The following is a 14,464-nucleotide window of genomic DNA, read 5'->3' as shown; positions in this document are numbered from 1 at the left end:
GAACTCAGAAGTGAAACCGCTCAGCGCCGATGATAGTGTGGCAGTAGCCATGCGAAAGTAGGTCATTGCCAGGCACCTAATGCACGAACCCCTGATCAGTTATACTGGTCAGGGGTTTTTGCTTTTTTAATCAACTACATTTCAGAGCAGATTATGGCGCCCATACTCAATAAAGGATTTTATCGCCATTACAAAGGGCGCTATTACGAAGTGCTTGATCTGGTCAGGCATTCTGAAAGCGAGGAGTGGTACGTGCTGTATCGCACGTGCTATGGCGATTTCTCGCTGTGGGTACGGCCGTTCGATATGTTTACCGGAACGGTTTTGATTGATGGGGTTGAGCAGCAACGCTTTGCCTGTGTCGGCAAGCAGCATCCAGAAGGCCTTGTAGCTAGTAAATAACTAGGCTGAAGGACTTAGATTAATAAGGCTCAGATAAGTCGCATCGATAAATCGATGGCTTTAATGTCCTTGGTCAACGTGCCCAGCGAAATATAGTCCACGCCTGTTTCGGCGATGGCGCGTAAGGTGGTTTTGTTTACGCCACCGGATGCTTCAAGCTGAGCACGACCGGCTGTGTGAAGAACGGCCTCACGCATTTGTTCTAAAGAGAAGTTATCGAGCATGATGCGGTCCGCGCCCGCAGCCAGTGCTAGCTCTAGCTCCTGATGATTCTCAACTTCTACTTCGACCATCTTTCCGGGCGCCTGAGCTCTCGCCGTGTTGATTGCTGCCGCAATCGAGCCTGCGGCCATGATGTGGTTTTCTTTAATCAGGAAGGCGTCATAAAGCCCCATACGGTGATTCTCACCGCCACCAATCAGAACCGCATATTTCTGCGCTACACGTAGCCCGGGCAGCGTTTTACGCGTGTCGAGCAGTTTGGCGGATGTATCACGAATTAACTCGGCAAGTTCGCGCGTCTGCGTAGCTGTTGCGGATAAGGTCTGTAGGAAATTCAGTGCGGCGCGCTCGGCGGTTAACAGGCTGCGCGCCTTACCCGTAATTTCAAACAACGTGCTGCCGGCCGCCACTGCTTGGCCTTCATCCACCATCCATTGCAAATTAAGCTGTGGATCAACCGCCATGAAGGTGGCCTCAACCCACAGTTTGCCTGCGAGTACCATGGGGTCGCGAGTGATTACGCGTGCCGTCGCGATGCGATCTTCAGGGATAAGTGCAGCAGTGATGTCACCGTTACCAATATCTTCAACGAGAGCTGACGCCACATTGGCGGCAAGGGCTGCTTTTACGAGCTCGGGGGTCATCATGTGAAAAAATCCAAGACCAGATAGGGGGAGGCTGTCCGTTAAGGGCCTGCATTGCGCTAGTATAAATCACCTAATGTCTGTCTTGGAGTTTGCATGCGCATCAGTGCAACGCATTGGCTAGATGCAGCGAGGCATTGCCCCTCTCCATTTTTTAATCAGCGGCCTCAGGCTGAGATTTCGCTGACGGTTATCCACAACATTAGCCTGCCCCCCTCGCAATTTGGCGGTCCGTTTATCGAGCAGTTATTTCTCGGTTCCTTAAATGCGAACGATCACCCTTACTTTGCTGAGATTCATCGGCTAGAAGTGTCGTCGCATTTGTTGATTCGCCGTGATGCGGAAATTATTCAATTTGTAGCCTTTGATCAGCGGGCTTGGCATGCCGGTCGCTCTCAGTACTTAGGGCGAGATAACTGTAATGATTTCTCCATTGGTATTGAGTTAGAAGGCAGTGATGATCAGCCCTTTGAGGATGCGCAGTATGAAAGATTGGCACTTGTGATAAAAACCTTATGGCAACATTATCCCGAGTCTAAAGGCCGCCTGGTGGGTCATAGTGAGATTGCACCGGGCCGGAAAACAGATCCTGGGCCTTTTTTTGATTGGCCTCGATTGAATCAATTATTAGCAGAGAGGCGTTAAGCCTCCGTTTTATGACGCTGAGTAGGAGCGAACGTACATGAGTTTGTTATTAGCCTTGTTGGCCTTGGCAGCCTACTTCGCCTTGCCTTTAGAGTGGCGCCAAGCCGTTGCTAAACCCGGCAATCATTGGTTGGCCTGGTGCAGTCAGTTGCCCAGTAGTTTGAGTTCGGGCATTCGGCTGGCGCTCACCTTGTTAATTCCGATGGTTGTTCTGGCAGTCTGCTTGCAGGCACTCAAAGAGCTGGGCTTAAGTCTGCTTATTTTTGTGCCTAGTGCATTAGTGTTGCTCGTTATTTTTGGCGATGTAGCGCAGCCATCTGCCGCTGCTAAGCATTTGGAGCATTGGAAGCAGCGCCCGTGGGCCACGCCCATTCCGGATGCGGAACAAAATGACTGGGTCACGCCTGACCTCGCATTGTCGGCAGAGTTAGGTGAGGCACGTAAAGACATGCTGCGTGAGTCCTTGCAGCAGCTTTTCTCGCCGTTATTCTGGTTTTTGCTGGCGACCCCAGTGGCAGCCTTGGGCTACTATTTTTTACGCTTGGCTGAACGTGAGTCAGAGGGTGAAAACCAAGACTTGGTCAGTCACTGGCTGACATTGGCCGATTGGATTCCAACTCGGTTGTTGGCGTTGAGCTTTGCCTTGGCGGGTAACTTTACGGCCACGTGGGCTGTCATTCGCGAGCGTTTGTTGAAGCCCGATGCGCCAGGTCATGAGCTCATTGACGAAGCAGCAGAAGCTGCGGAGCCGGTTGATCTGGATGCTCATGTTGAACCGTCTGTAGCCCTTTCGGAGGCCATGACGGGCTTGCAAGCTCTGCTGCAACGCGCGTTGATCGTGTGGATGGTGATGTTAGCGTTGCATACCTTGTGGCCCGGCGCTTGAGTCAATCCTCATGGCTGAGGAGTGTCATTGTACTTTTGGCCCTGTTGAGTACGGCGTCTCAAGCTCAGCAATCGTCAGCCAAGGCGGCGGTAGCCCTCACTACTTGGACGGACGACAACCACCAAGCATGGCAGGTACCGCAGACGCTACCCAAGCGCTGGGTCGTGTTAGGGCCTCATCTGGTTGATATGCTGCGGGATCTTCAGGTCCAACATGTCATTGTGGGAGTTCAAGATGATCACTCTTCGGTTGGTCGCTGGCAAAAAAGTCTGACGGGCTTTCCCGTGGTGGCTCAGGCGAGCCAAATCAACGAAGAGCAAATACGACGGGTGAGGCCGGACCTCGTGGTCTATTGGCCTTCTGGGCTTGCTGGAAATCAACAAGCTCGTTTGCGCCAATTGGGTGTCCCCATGCTCGCCATCGACCCCAAAAAACTCGAAGATCTTCCCACACGATTAAATTGGCTGGGCGCCTTGGCAGGGCAGTCAGCGCGTGCCGCTAATCAAGCCAATGAACTTCAGAAGAACTTGCAAGAAACCCGGCTGCGCTATGCTCAAGGCCCACGTTTGCGCGGCTTGTATCAAGTCTGGTTGCAGCCTCTATACAGCCTTGCGCCACAGCATCTAGTCAGCCAAGCCATGGCGGTGTGCGGGGTGGATTCAATCGTGCCGAAAACATCGGTGCCCGCACCCATTTTGCAATTAGAGTTTGTGTTAAAGGCTAAGCCGGATGTCATTTTGCTCTCGCAAGATCAACTGCTGCCTTCACAAAAGTTTTGGCAGCGCTTTCACCAAATACCTGCGGTAAAAAAGCAACGTTTAGTGGTTGTGAATGATCGAGAGCTTACACGCCCCGGCCTGTCTTTACTGCGCGAATTACCCACACTCTGCGACCAATTATTACCTTTCCGTACTTTGCCCAACTGATCAAGTATGCCATGCTCTATGTGACCGATCAGTCACACGAAATTCTTTACCCAAGATTATCGTTAGGCTGGTCATGACCCGGCTCAACAGGCCGCAATCCGGTATCGGAAAGGAGGCAACATGGCACGGCTTCGTCATTACGGCGACCGCGACCACGTGGAAACACAAGAGTGGTTGGATGCACTGGCATCCGTCGCAGAAAACGATTCACCAGAGCGCGCAAGGCAACTTCTGGAATGGCTGAATAATCATGCACCCAGCTTCGGCGTGCATATTGGCCGACTCAATACACCCTATGTAAACACCATTCCCCGTGAGCAAGAGCCGTTGATGCCGGGCGACCCGAATCTGGAGTGGCGTTTGCGCTCGCTGATTCGCTGGAATGCGCTGGCGATTGTGATGCGTGCGAACCAGAACGATGACGAGCTGGGCGGCCATATCGCCACCTTTGCGTCATCGGCCACGCTGTACGATGTTGGTTTCAATCATTTCTTTCGCGCGCCCAGTGCCGAGCACGGCGGCGATCTGATTTATTACCAGGGACATTCAGCGCCGGGCATTTATGCGCGCTCGTTTCTGGAGGGCCGCCTGAGTGAGGCGCAGCTCAACAATTTCCGTCGTGAAGTCGGCGGGCAGGGTTTGTCGAGTTATCCGCATCCCTGGCTGATGCCCGAGTACTGGCAGTTCCCGACGGTATCGATGGGACTGGGGCCGATCATGGCTATCTACCAGGCTCACGTCATGAAATACCTGATCAATCGCGGCGTGCTGCCGGATCAGAATCGCAAGGTCTGGGCCTTCCTCGGCGATGGCGAGATGGATGAGCCGGAGTCGCTGGGCGCCATCGCGCTCGCCGGTCGCGAAAAGCTCGACAACCTGATCTATGTCATCAACTGCAACTTGCAGCGTCTGGATGGCCCGGTACGCGGCAACGGCAAGATCATTCAGGAGCTGGAGTCGGTATTCCGTGGTGCCGGCTGGAAAGTCATCAAGGTGGTCTGGGGCAAGAAGTGGGACCCGCTGCTGGCACGTGATGTGACTGGTGCTTTGCGGGAACGAATGGATGAGGCGGTGGACGGCGAGTACCAGGCCTTCAAGAACCATGGCGGTGCTTATACCCGCGAGAAGTTCTTCGGCAAGTACCCGGAGCTGGCCGAGCTGGTCAAGGATATGAGCGATGATGAAATCGCCGCCCTTGATCGCGGTGGTCATGATCCGTTCAAGGTCTATGCCGCCTATGCCGAAGCCATGGCCACCAAGGGCCAGCCAGTGGTGATTCTGGCCAAGACAGTTAAAGGTTATGCCACCGGTGCCGGTCAGGCCGCGAACAAGTCGCACCAGCTCAAATCGCTGGATATCGATTCATTGCGCAAATTTCGCGACCGCTTTGACATGCCGTTCAGCGATGAGCAGCTCGAAGATCTGCCGTTCTATCGGCCGCCTGAGGGCAGCCCGGAGCTGAAGTATCTGCACGAGCAGCGCGCCAAGCTCGGTGGTTATCTGCCGCAGCGTCGTCCGCAAAGTCGGGCGTTGCCGGTGCCGAGCATCGAGAGTCTGGCGACGGTGACAGCCGCGTCGGAGCGACCGATTTCGACCACCATGGCACTGGTGCGCCTCATGGGTGTGCTTCTCAAGCAGGAAGGGCTGGGTGACCGTATTGTGCCCATCGTGCCGGATGAAGCGCGTACGTTCGGTATGGAGGGCATGTTCCGGCAGCTCGGCATCTACTCCAATGTCGGCCAGCTCTATGAGCCGGAAGACAAGTCGCAGCTCATGTATTACCGCGAGGATGTGAAGGGTCAGATTCTCGAGGAGGGCATCAACGAGGCCGGTGCGATGAGCGCCTGGATAGCCTGTGGTACGGCTTACAGCATCCACGATCAGCCGCTGGTGCCGTTCTACCTGTTCTACTCCATGTTCGGCTTTCAGCGCATCGGCGATCTGGCCTGGGCAGCGGGCGACAGTCGCGCGCGCGGCTTCCTGGTCGGTGCTACCTCCGGGCGTACCACGCTCAATGGTGAGGGCTTGCAGCATGAGGATGGCCACTCGCATGTGCTGTCGTCGACGGTGCCGAACTGCATCTCCTATGATCCGACTTACAGCTACGAGATCGCGGTCATCGTGCAGGATGGTCTGCGTCGCATGTTTGGCGAGCACGAGGATGTGTACTACTACCTGACCACGCTGAACGAAAGCTATCCCCATCCGGCGATGCCGAAGGGCGCGGAAGAGGGCATTCGTCGCGGCTTGTACAAGTTGCAGGCGGCAAAGAAGGGCAAGGGCGTCGAGGTGCAGTTGCTCGGCGGCGGTGCGATCTTGCGTGAGGTTGAGGGCGCGTTGCCATTGCTCGCCGAAGAGGGTGTGCGTGCCACGGTGTGGAGCGCGACCAGCTTCACCGAGCTGCGTCGCGAGGGCCTGGAGGTGGAGCGCTGGAACATGCTGCATCCTGACCAGAAAGCGAAGCAGGCCTGGGTGACGGAGCAGCTGACAGGCAGCGTCGGGCCGATCATCGCGGCCAGCGATTACATGAAGGTGCATGCCGATCAGATTCGCGCCTTCCTGCCGGCGGGGCGCAGTTATCGCGTGCTGGGCACAGATGGCTTCGGGCGTTCGGATGCGCGCGGGCAGCTGCGTCGTCACTTCGAGGTCGATGCGGCGCATGTGGCTTATACGGCGTTGCTGGCTCTGCATGAAAGCGGCGACATCAGCACGGCGAAGCTGCTGGCGGCGCGTGAGCGCTGGGGCATCAACCCGGAACAACCATCAGCGGCGAAGGCCTGAGGAGATCGTTATGGCGACGCAAATTGCGGTGCCTGACCTCGGTGTCGAGCAGGCTGAGGTCATTGAGTTATTGGTGCCGGCAGGTGCCACGGTCAAGAAAGACCAGCCGATTGCACTGCTGGAGTCGGACAAGGCCAGTCTGGAGCTGCCGGCGACAGAAGATGGCGTACTGGTGTCGTGGTCGGTAAAGGTCGGTAGTGTGGTGAAGGCTGGCGATGCGCTTCTGGTAATGGAGACGGCTGGCGCTGTAGTGGTGGCGCCAGCCTCGGTGGCTGCGGTCGCACCGGCTCCTGCGCTATCGCAGGCCTCAGTTGCGCCAGCGGTATCGTGCGATGAAGCTCCGGCCGGCAAATGCCATGCCGGCCCGGCGGTGCGTCGTCTGGCGCGTGAGCTGGGCGCGGATCTGACGCTGGTCGCCGGCAGCGGGCCGCGTGGACGCATCCTCAAGGAGGACCTGCACGCCTGGGTGAAGCAGCGTCTGACGCAGCCAGTCATTGCCGCTCCCTCTGGTGGTGGCATGGCCGGTCTGTTCGGTGATTTGCCGGCAGAACCGGATTACACGAAATGGGGTGCGGTCGAGCTCAAGCCGCGCTCGCGCATCCAGCGCAAGTCGGCGGAGAACCTTGCGCGTTCGGCGTTGATCGTGCCGCAGGTAACGCAGTTCGACTGCGCCGACATCTCTGATCTGGAAGCGTTTCGCCTGAGTCTGCGTGACAGCTTCAAGAAAGAAGGGCTGTCGCTGACCATGACGGTGCTGGTGGCAAAGGCGGTGGCTTATCTGCTGCGTGAGATGCCGATGTTCAACAGCTCACTCGCGCGAGATGGCGAAAACCTGGTGATGAAGGACTACGTCAATCTCGGCATTGCCGTAGACACGCCTAATGGCTTGCTGGTGCCGGTGCTGCACAATGCTGATCGCATGAGTCTGAGCGAGATGGCGCGCAAGCTGGGCGAGTTGTCTGAGCAGGCACGTACCGGCAAGTTGCCGCCGGCAGGAATGCTAGGCGCGACATTCACCATTTCATCGCTAGGGGGTGTTGGTGGTACGGCATTCACGCCGCTGGTGAACTGGCCGGAGGTGGGCATTCTCGGTCTGTCGCGAGCCAGTCAGCAGCCGGTGTGGGATGGCAAGGGCTTCGTACCCAGGCTCATGCTGCCGTTGTCGCTATCTTACGATCATCGCGTGATTGATGGCGCCATGGCGGCTCGCTTTACGACGCGACTCGCGCTGCTGCTGGCGGACATCAGGCGCTTGTTGGTGTAATGAAAAAACCGGGCAGATAAGGTAATAGCCTTGTCTGCCCGGTTTCATGTATGCGTCGGGGGTGACTTGTATGCTTCGGCTTATTTCTCGACGAACGCACGCTCAATCACGTAATGCGCTTGCTGACCGTGACGGGACTCGGTAAAGCCGCGCGCCTCAAGCATTACAACCAAGTCTTTCAACATGCTTGGGCTGCCACACATCATGACACGGTCTGTTTCGGGATTGAGCGGCGGTAGGCCGATGTCGGAAAACAGTTTTCCGCTGTCAATCAGATCCGTTAAACGACCTTGGTTACGAAACGTTTCACGCGTGACTGTGGGGTAGTAAATCAACTTCTCACGGGCTTCTGCACCAAAAAATTCATTGTCGTGAATTTTTTCGCTGATGTATTCGCTGTAAGCCAGCTCGCTGACTTGGCGCACGCCGTGGCAGAGCACCACGTGATCGTAGCGTTCGTAAACTTCCGGATCTTTGATGATGCTCATGAACGGCGCCAGCCCCGTGCCGGTGGACAGCATATAAAGCGTTTTGCCCGGCAGCAGGTTGTCCATGATCAGTGTACCTGTGGGCTTGCGGCTGACCATCAGCTTATCGCCGGGTTTCAAATGTTGCAGTTTCGACGTTAACGGACCGTCTTGCACTTTGATGCTGAAGAACTCCAGGTGCTCTTCATAGTTCGCGCTAACAATCGAGTAGGCGCGCATCAATGGCTTGCCTTCGGTCTCCAAGCCAATCATCACGAAATGACCATTGTGAAAGCGCAAGGCAGGATCACGTGTGGCCGTGAAGCTAAAAAGCGTGTCATTCCAGTGGTGTACGCTGAGGATGGTCTCTTGGCCGATCGTAGACATGTGGTTTCTCTAAAGTAAGCTGCCCGCTCAGGCAGCATTAACAAGGTATGGTGTAATTTTAACGGGCAGCCTATATCAGCGCCAACGCAAATATTTGATTTTGTATATAAGCAAAGCTGACTATGCGGAGCGCTCGCTCAACCAGTTGGCCATCAGGCGCCAGGCCTCTTTAGGCGCTTTGCTGCCAGCCAAGATGCCCATGTGGCCACCCGAAATGTGCTCAAAGCGGCTGTCGCTACTGCCCACGAGCCCGAGCAAGGGCCGAACGGCATCGGCGGTGACCATGGTGTCGCTCTTGCCAGCGAAGGCAAGTAAGGACGCTTTGATTTGTAGGAGGTCTGCGGTCTTCTCGCCAATGGTCATCAGGCCGTCGGCCAAATCATTGTCGATCCACACGCGAATCAGCATGTCCTGAACAATGCCGCCAGGGTAGGCCACCATGTTGTCTAGGAAAGCGCCGTTGGTGGCATGGTTGACCACATACTCGCGATCGCCAAGCTGCTTGAGTAAGTCCCAATAGCCCATGATGGAGCCCACAGGGCTGAGCATTTTAAAGGCCAGCACATTGGCCCAGCCCGGCGTGTGTAGCCAGTTCGGGTTGATGTTATGCACTCGGAAACTGGTGTTTTTACGAACCCAGTTCGCCTGCTTGGCCAGCTGTTGATACATTTTGCCAATGGCCCCAGAGGCATGACCGTCAATCGGTGTGCCCACAATTACGATGTTGCGAATGTGGGGGTCACGACTGAGTGCGCTATAGCCCAGCGTGAATACGCCACCTAGGCTCCAGCCATGTAGGCTTAAGTCCTCAACCCCGGCATGGGCACGAATGCGTTGCAAAAACTGCGGCATGAATTCGCTGATGTAGGTATTTAAGTTGAAGTGGGTGTGCTTGCGCCCGGGTACGCCCCAATCAATGAGATAGACCTCATAACCCCGCGCCAACAGGTACTTCACCAGACTGCGGTCAGGAAATAAGTCATAGATACTCATTTTCACGGCCAGAGGAGGCACAATGACCACCGGCACACGGTGACGCCGTTTCTCGACTTGCAGGGTTTCACCGTCAACGGGAATACGTTCTTCATTCAGCGGTAAGTAATAACGCAGCTTGATGAGGCCGTCATCGTAGAGCACCCGAAAGGGCGTTTGGTCAGCTAGTGTGAGTTTGTCGGCGCGAAAAAAACGGTCACTGGCATTGGTGAGCGCGACTTCGGCGCGTGCTCGAACCCGTTGCGAGGATTGATTCAAGCTGGCGGTCTGTTCACGCACACGCTGGCGAATGTTCTGTGTCAGATCATTAATATTCACGGTAATCCCCTGACGGCCCACGGCATGGAAAGTAATTGGCGCGAAATATAGCCTAGCTGGGGCTTAAAACACTGACCCAATTGAAGAAATGCGCGGCCATTTCGGACAATTGCAATGGTTTGTGGCAGAGTCTGCGGCATTCAAGTAACGCCATTTTTGAGGAGCGTGTTATGTCGTTAAGTCATCAATTACAGGTCGTAAGCTCAGTATTTGCATCAACGTTTGCGGCCTGGCGTGGTTCTTCCGTATTCAAGCAACGCAAGCAGCCTGCTGAACGCCCCATTCTCTTTGATATTGAAGCCTCGCCCTACTGCCGACTGGTGCGTGAAGCCTGCACCGCGCTGCAGTTGGATATTGACATTCGCCCTTGCCCCAAAGGTGGCACACGTTTTCGCTTAGAGGCCGAGCGCCTTGGTGGAAAGCAACAGTTCCCGCTCTTGGTGGATAGCAATAGTGGCGTTGTGTTGTATGAGTCTGCCGACATCATTGCTTATTTGTTTAAAGCCTATGGGCGGGGCGAAACCCCGCCACGCTATCGTGCGTCGGCCCTGCAAAAGGGTGGCAGCTATGTGGCTACGGTTGCTCGTGGCCTGAAGGGGTTGAAGGCTAAGCCTTCCCAAGCCCCGGCGCAGCCCTTAGCGCTTTGGAGTTTTGAATCCAGCCCCTATTCGCGCTTGGTGAGAGAGCGTCTCTGTGAACTCGAGCTACCCTATACCCTCTATAACTTAGGTAAAGAGCAGTGGGCGGATGTGGGCCCGGCGGTACGCCGCGTAAAATCAGGGCCGTATGTGCCTATGGTTGGCGGAAAGCGCGAAGCCTTTTTGCAGCAGTATGGTCGCGTGCAAGTGCCTTATTTAGAGGATGCCAATACAGGTGCGGCGCTGTTCGAGTCGGAAGATATCCTTGCCTATTTAGACCAGACCTACGCGCGCTAAGTGCACGGAGTTTGCTATGACGACCTTGACCCACCCCGTTGTTGCCGCACTCTTTGAAGCGCATGTGCAACATAGTCATGCGCTGTTAACCGGCGATGGTTTGATCCCGCACCTAACCCATGAGCTGGACGCGGATCTTGCCAACGCCAGCTTGCTGACCCTCAATGCCGTCGTGACCCGCGACATGATTAAGTCGACGGTGCACGCCTATGCCGTAGAGATGCCAATGGCTGGCGGTATTCCCGAACTTGTTGGCGATATTGCGCGCATGTTGCATGCGCACCCCATGCAGGAAACGACGCGACTCATTGATGTCATTTCTGATCAGCAAGTGCGTGAAATCGTCGCTAAAGCCGTGGAGATGCGCGAAGTTCGTGAGCGCGTTATTCATGAGGTACTGGGTAATCCGGTCTTGGCCGATATGGCCGGCGATTTAATTCTGCGGGGTATTAAGGGTTATTTGGCGCAGGGCAACGAGGCGGCGAAAAGTATTCCTGGCGCATCGGCGCTGATGGGCTTTGGCAAATCCATGCTCAGTAAGGCGTCGCCAGACTTGGAAAAGAAGCTGGATGAAGGCCTGCAAACCTATGTTCACAAAAGTGCGCAGGCGACCCTGCGCAGCAGCGAAAAAGCCTTACTCGAGCGTCTCAACGATAAGGCCTTGCAGCGCATTGCGTTGGACTTCTGGGCCGAAATTAAGCACCAGCCGGCAAGCGCTTTACGGCGATTCGTGACAGCGGAAACGCTAGAAGAATGCTTTGTGATTGGCTACGAATACTGGCGCAGCGAGTTACGCAAAACGCCGTATTACCAGGCCGTTATTGACGTGGGTGTGGATGCGTTCTTCGATAAATATGGCGACAGCTCCTTGGCTTTTATTCTTGAAGAGGTGGGGGTGACGCGCGAGATGATCCTGCGTGAAATCGTACGCTTTGCCCCGCCAATTTTGGTGACCCTGCATGAGCAGGGGCTTTTAGACGGCATTATTCGTCGCCAGCTCCTGCCTTTTTATGCCTCAGGCCGTATTGAAGCGGTCTTGGCTGCGCACGGAGTGTAAGCGGTGGCTATTTCGTTAAAGGATCAGCTGCTAAAAGCGGGGCTCGCCGATAACAAGCGAGCACGTCAGGCCGATCATGCCAAGCGCCAAGCGGCCAAGGGCAAACACGAGGGCGAAAGTGCCGCGTTAGCGGTGCAAAAAGCCCGCGAAGCTCAGGTTCAAAAGGACCGCGAGGCCAGCCGGCAATTTGTCCTTCAACAAGAACAGAAAGCGGTCGCCGCGCAGATTCGCCAGCTAATTGAGGCGCATCGTATTGAGCGTAAAGGCGGCGAATTGAGCTATCAATTCACCCACGAGCGTAAGGTGAAAAAGCTCTTAGTCAGCGAGCCGCAGCAGTATCAGCTCATTCACGGTCAAATAGCGATTGTTACCTTGGATAGTCAATACGAGCTGGTGCCTACTGCGATTGCAGAAAAAATTCAGCAGCGAGATCCTTCGCCGATTGTGCTGCTGAATACACGCCAGGCCAGTGTCGTGGCAGATGATGATCCTTATGCCAACTATCAGATCCCCGATGATTTGATGTGGTAATACCCATTGATAGCGCTGGGCGAATCGTGCCGGCTGAGGTGTTAATAAATGTTGAAGTGGATAATTTTAGCGGTGTTCATTGCTTCTGCACTGTATGTGCAGCGACGGGGCAAGGTTAAGCATAAGTTTTCACGCCAATTCTTTGATCATTCCACGTTGATGGCCCCCATTAACGTCATCATGTACTGGTGGTCGAAAGTGCCTACCACGCCGTATCTGTCGAGCGATCATTTTTCCGATCTAAAGGTGCTGGAGGCGAACTGGGAAACCATTCGCGATGAAGCCCAGGCGCTGGCGGATAAAGGCCTGATCAAGGTGTCGGCAGAATATAACGATGCCGGCTTTAATTCCTTCTTCAAAGTGGGCTGGAAGCGTTTTTATTTGAAGTGGTACGAGGATGGTCATCCGTCTGCTGCCGAGCTCTGCCCGAAAACCACGGCATTAGTGCGTAGTCTCGACTCAGTCAAGGCGGCAATGTTTACCGAGTTGCCCCCGGGCAGTCGTCTGGTGCGTCATCGTGACCCGTATGCCGGCTCCTTGCGTTACCACCTGGGACTGATTACCCCAAATGATGATCGTTGCTTTATTGATGTTGACGGTGAGCAATATAGCTGGCGCGACGGTCAGGGGGTAATGTTTGATGAAACCTACATTCACTATGCTGAAAATGGCACAGATCAGAATCGGATTATCTTGCTCTGTGATATTGAACGGCCGATGACCGCGCGCTGGGCGCAAGCCTTCAATGGCTGGTTCTCGCGCCATGTCATGACGGCGGCAAGCTCGCCTAATACGGAAGGCGATAAGACCGGTGGTATCAATCGGGCGTTTCGCTATTTGTATCAAGTTCGCTTGCGTGCCAAGGCGCTGAAAAAGACCAATCGCACACTTTATTACGTACTGAAATGGCTTATTTTGGGCGGCCTCATGGCGTGGATATTCATTTTCTGATGCGACACTCATGACGCAAGATCACGCCGGGCAATCCTTTAGCGACTACGCTCGGCTGTCGCCGGACCTCGTAATCGATGCCATCGAGCATACGGGGCGTCTGTCAGATGCCCGCGTGTTTGCGCTGAACAGCTATGAGAACCGGGTCTATCAGGTCGGCATTGAAGATGAGCTGCCACTAGTAGCCAAATTTTATCGTCCCGGTCGCTGGAGCGACGCGCAAATCCGCGAAGAACACAGTTTCACGCGTGAGCTGGCGGCGGCCGAGCTGCCTGTCATCGCGCCCCTTGCCAATGACGATGCTGAAACGCTGTTTCGCTATGGCGATTACCGCTTTGCGCTGTTTTTGCGTAAGGGCGGGCAGGGCCTGGAGGCTGGCGACCTCGATCAATTGCATCGGGTGGGTATGTTGCTTGGGCGAGTGCATCAGATTGGACGCCAACAGGCATTCAGTCATCGCCCAGTACTCGATATTGAGCGTTACCTGACGCAGCCCGTGTGTCGGGTAGAGGTTCGCCTGCCAGCATATTTGCTGGCGGCCTATCGTGCGGCTATTAAGCAGTTGCAGGGCTTAATTCAGGCCAGCGGCCTAGGCCAGTTGCGTCATATTCGCACGCAAGGAGACACCCATCCGGGCAACATCCTATGGACGCGTGACGACGGCCCGTGGCTGCTTGATTTCGACGACTGCCAATCGGCTCCTGCGGTGCAAGACTTATGGATGTTATTGAGCGGTTCGCGACCTGAGCAGGAGCTACAACTCGCCGAATTGCTGGACGGTTATCAGATGTTCTGCGATTTCGATGCCCGTGAGTTGGCGTCTATAGAAGCATTGCGCAGCTTGCGCATGATTCATTACGCCGGCTGGCTGGCTTTGCGCTGGGAAGACCCCGCTTTTCCTGCGGCCTTTCCATGGTTCGATACGCCGCATTACTGGCAAACCCATATCGGTGAGCTGCAAATGCAGATCGAGCGTATGGGTGAGCCGCCACTGCGCCTGCTGTAGTTTCATCACATTCCAACGACATACCACTGGTCGCCCACTTTGGTTGACG

At 55.3% G+C, this 14,464-nt stretch carries 14 protein-coding genes; 11 read left to right on the top strand and 3 right to left on the bottom strand.

Translation table 11 applies throughout. From position 1 onward, the window contains the following. The first annotated feature begins 153 nt into the window (after window positions 1-153). The gene (locus tag AC14IB_RS00255) at window positions 154-402 is read left to right on the top strand and encodes a DUF1653 domain-containing protein (RefSeq protein WP_484230020.1); all 249 of its coding nucleotides are present in this window, start codon (window positions 154-156) and stop codon (window positions 400-402) included. 29 nt (window positions 403-431) lie between these two features. On the opposite strand, the gene nadC is transcribed toward AC14IB_RS00255, so the two are convergent. Further along, a complete protein-coding gene (gene nadC, locus AC14IB_RS00250) occupies window positions 432-1,271 on the bottom strand; it encodes a carboxylating nicotinate-nucleotide diphosphorylase (RefSeq protein WP_484230019.1) in 840 nt (279 codons plus the stop codon). 93 nt (window positions 1,272-1,364) lie between these two features. On the opposite strand from nadC, the gene ampD reads away from it, so the two are divergent. The 5 genes from ampD to AC14IB_RS00225 all read left to right on the top strand — a co-directional run bounded on the left by ampD (window position 1,365) and on the right by AC14IB_RS00225 (window position 7,770). Beyond that, window positions 1,365-1,913, top strand: a complete 549-nt coding sequence (gene ampD, locus AC14IB_RS00245; RefSeq protein ID WP_484230018.1) for a 1,6-anhydro-N-acetylmuramyl-L-alanine amidase AmpD — start codon at window positions 1,365-1,367, stop codon at window positions 1,911-1,913. A gap of 37 nt (window positions 1,914-1,950) precedes the next feature. Beyond that, complete coding sequence (gene ampE, locus AC14IB_RS00240; RefSeq protein WP_484230017.1) at window positions 1,951-2,799, top strand: regulatory signaling modulator protein AmpE; 849 nt, start codon at window positions 1,951-1,953, stop codon at window positions 2,797-2,799. A 35-nt stretch (window positions 2,800-2,834) separates the two neighbouring features. Beyond that, on the top strand, window positions 2,835-3,725 hold the full coding sequence (locus tag AC14IB_RS00235; RefSeq protein ID WP_484230016.1) for an ABC transporter substrate-binding protein: 891 nt from the start codon (window positions 2,835-2,837) through the stop codon (window positions 3,723-3,725). A gap of 120 nt (window positions 3,726-3,845) precedes the next feature. Next, window positions 3,846-6,506: a pyruvate dehydrogenase (acetyl-transferring), homodimeric type gene (gene aceE / locus AC14IB_RS00230; protein ID WP_484230015.1), complete on the top strand. Its 2,661-nt coding sequence runs from the start codon at window positions 3,846-3,848 to the stop codon at window positions 6,504-6,506. Window positions 6,507-6,516: 10 nt separating this feature from the next. After that, the gene (locus tag AC14IB_RS00225; RefSeq protein WP_484230014.1) at window positions 6,517-7,770 is read left to right on the top strand and encodes a 2-oxo acid dehydrogenase subunit E2; all 1,254 of its coding nucleotides are present in this window, start codon (window positions 6,517-6,519) and stop codon (window positions 7,768-7,770) included. 80 nt (window positions 7,771-7,850) lie between these two features. Here the strand turns inward: AC14IB_RS00225 and AC14IB_RS00220 are convergent, their stop codons facing one another. Further along, on the bottom strand, window positions 7,851-8,624 hold the full coding sequence (locus AC14IB_RS00220; protein WP_484230013.1) for a ferredoxin--NADP reductase: 774 nt from the start codon (window positions 8,622-8,624) through the stop codon (window positions 7,851-7,853). A 120-nt stretch (window positions 8,625-8,744) separates the two neighbouring features. Continuing rightward, on the bottom strand, window positions 8,745-9,935 hold the full coding sequence (locus tag AC14IB_RS00215; protein WP_484230012.1) for an alpha/beta fold hydrolase: 1,191 nt from the start codon (window positions 9,933-9,935) through the stop codon (window positions 8,745-8,747). Between the two features lie 170 nt (window positions 9,936-10,105). Here AC14IB_RS00215 and AC14IB_RS00210 point away from each other — a divergent pair, with 170 nt between their 5' ends. The 5 genes from AC14IB_RS00210 to AC14IB_RS00190 are packed head-to-tail and all read left to right on the top strand — an operon-like array spanning window position 10,106 to window position 14,415. After that, complete coding sequence (locus AC14IB_RS00210) at window positions 10,106-10,870, top strand: glutathione S-transferase N-terminal domain-containing protein (protein ID WP_484230011.1); 765 nt, start codon at window positions 10,106-10,108, stop codon at window positions 10,868-10,870. Window positions 10,871-10,886: 16 nt separating this feature from the next. Then, complete coding sequence (locus AC14IB_RS00205; protein WP_484230010.1) at window positions 10,887-11,927, top strand: hypothetical protein; 1,041 nt, start codon at window positions 10,887-10,889, stop codon at window positions 11,925-11,927. Between the two features lie 3 nt (window positions 11,928-11,930). Further along, the gene (locus AC14IB_RS00200) at window positions 11,931-12,458 is read left to right on the top strand and encodes a DUF2058 domain-containing protein (RefSeq protein ID WP_484230009.1); all 528 of its coding nucleotides are present in this window, start codon (window positions 11,931-11,933) and stop codon (window positions 12,456-12,458) included. A gap of 51 nt (window positions 12,459-12,509) precedes the next feature. Then, a complete protein-coding gene (gene lpxO / locus AC14IB_RS00195; RefSeq protein WP_484230022.1) occupies window positions 12,510-13,409 on the top strand; it encodes a lipid A hydroxylase LpxO in 900 nt (299 codons plus the stop codon). 10 nt (window positions 13,410-13,419) lie between these two features. After that, window positions 13,420-14,415: a serine/threonine protein kinase gene (locus AC14IB_RS00190; protein ID WP_484230008.1), complete on the top strand. Its 996-nt coding sequence runs from the start codon at window positions 13,420-13,422 to the stop codon at window positions 14,413-14,415. Window positions 14,416-14,464: the final 49 nt, after the last annotated feature.

Source organism: Perlucidibaca sp. (assembly GCF_057084925.1).
Note: the sequence above shows the minus strand (reverse complement) of the source record. Positions and strands in the feature narration are given on the sequence as shown.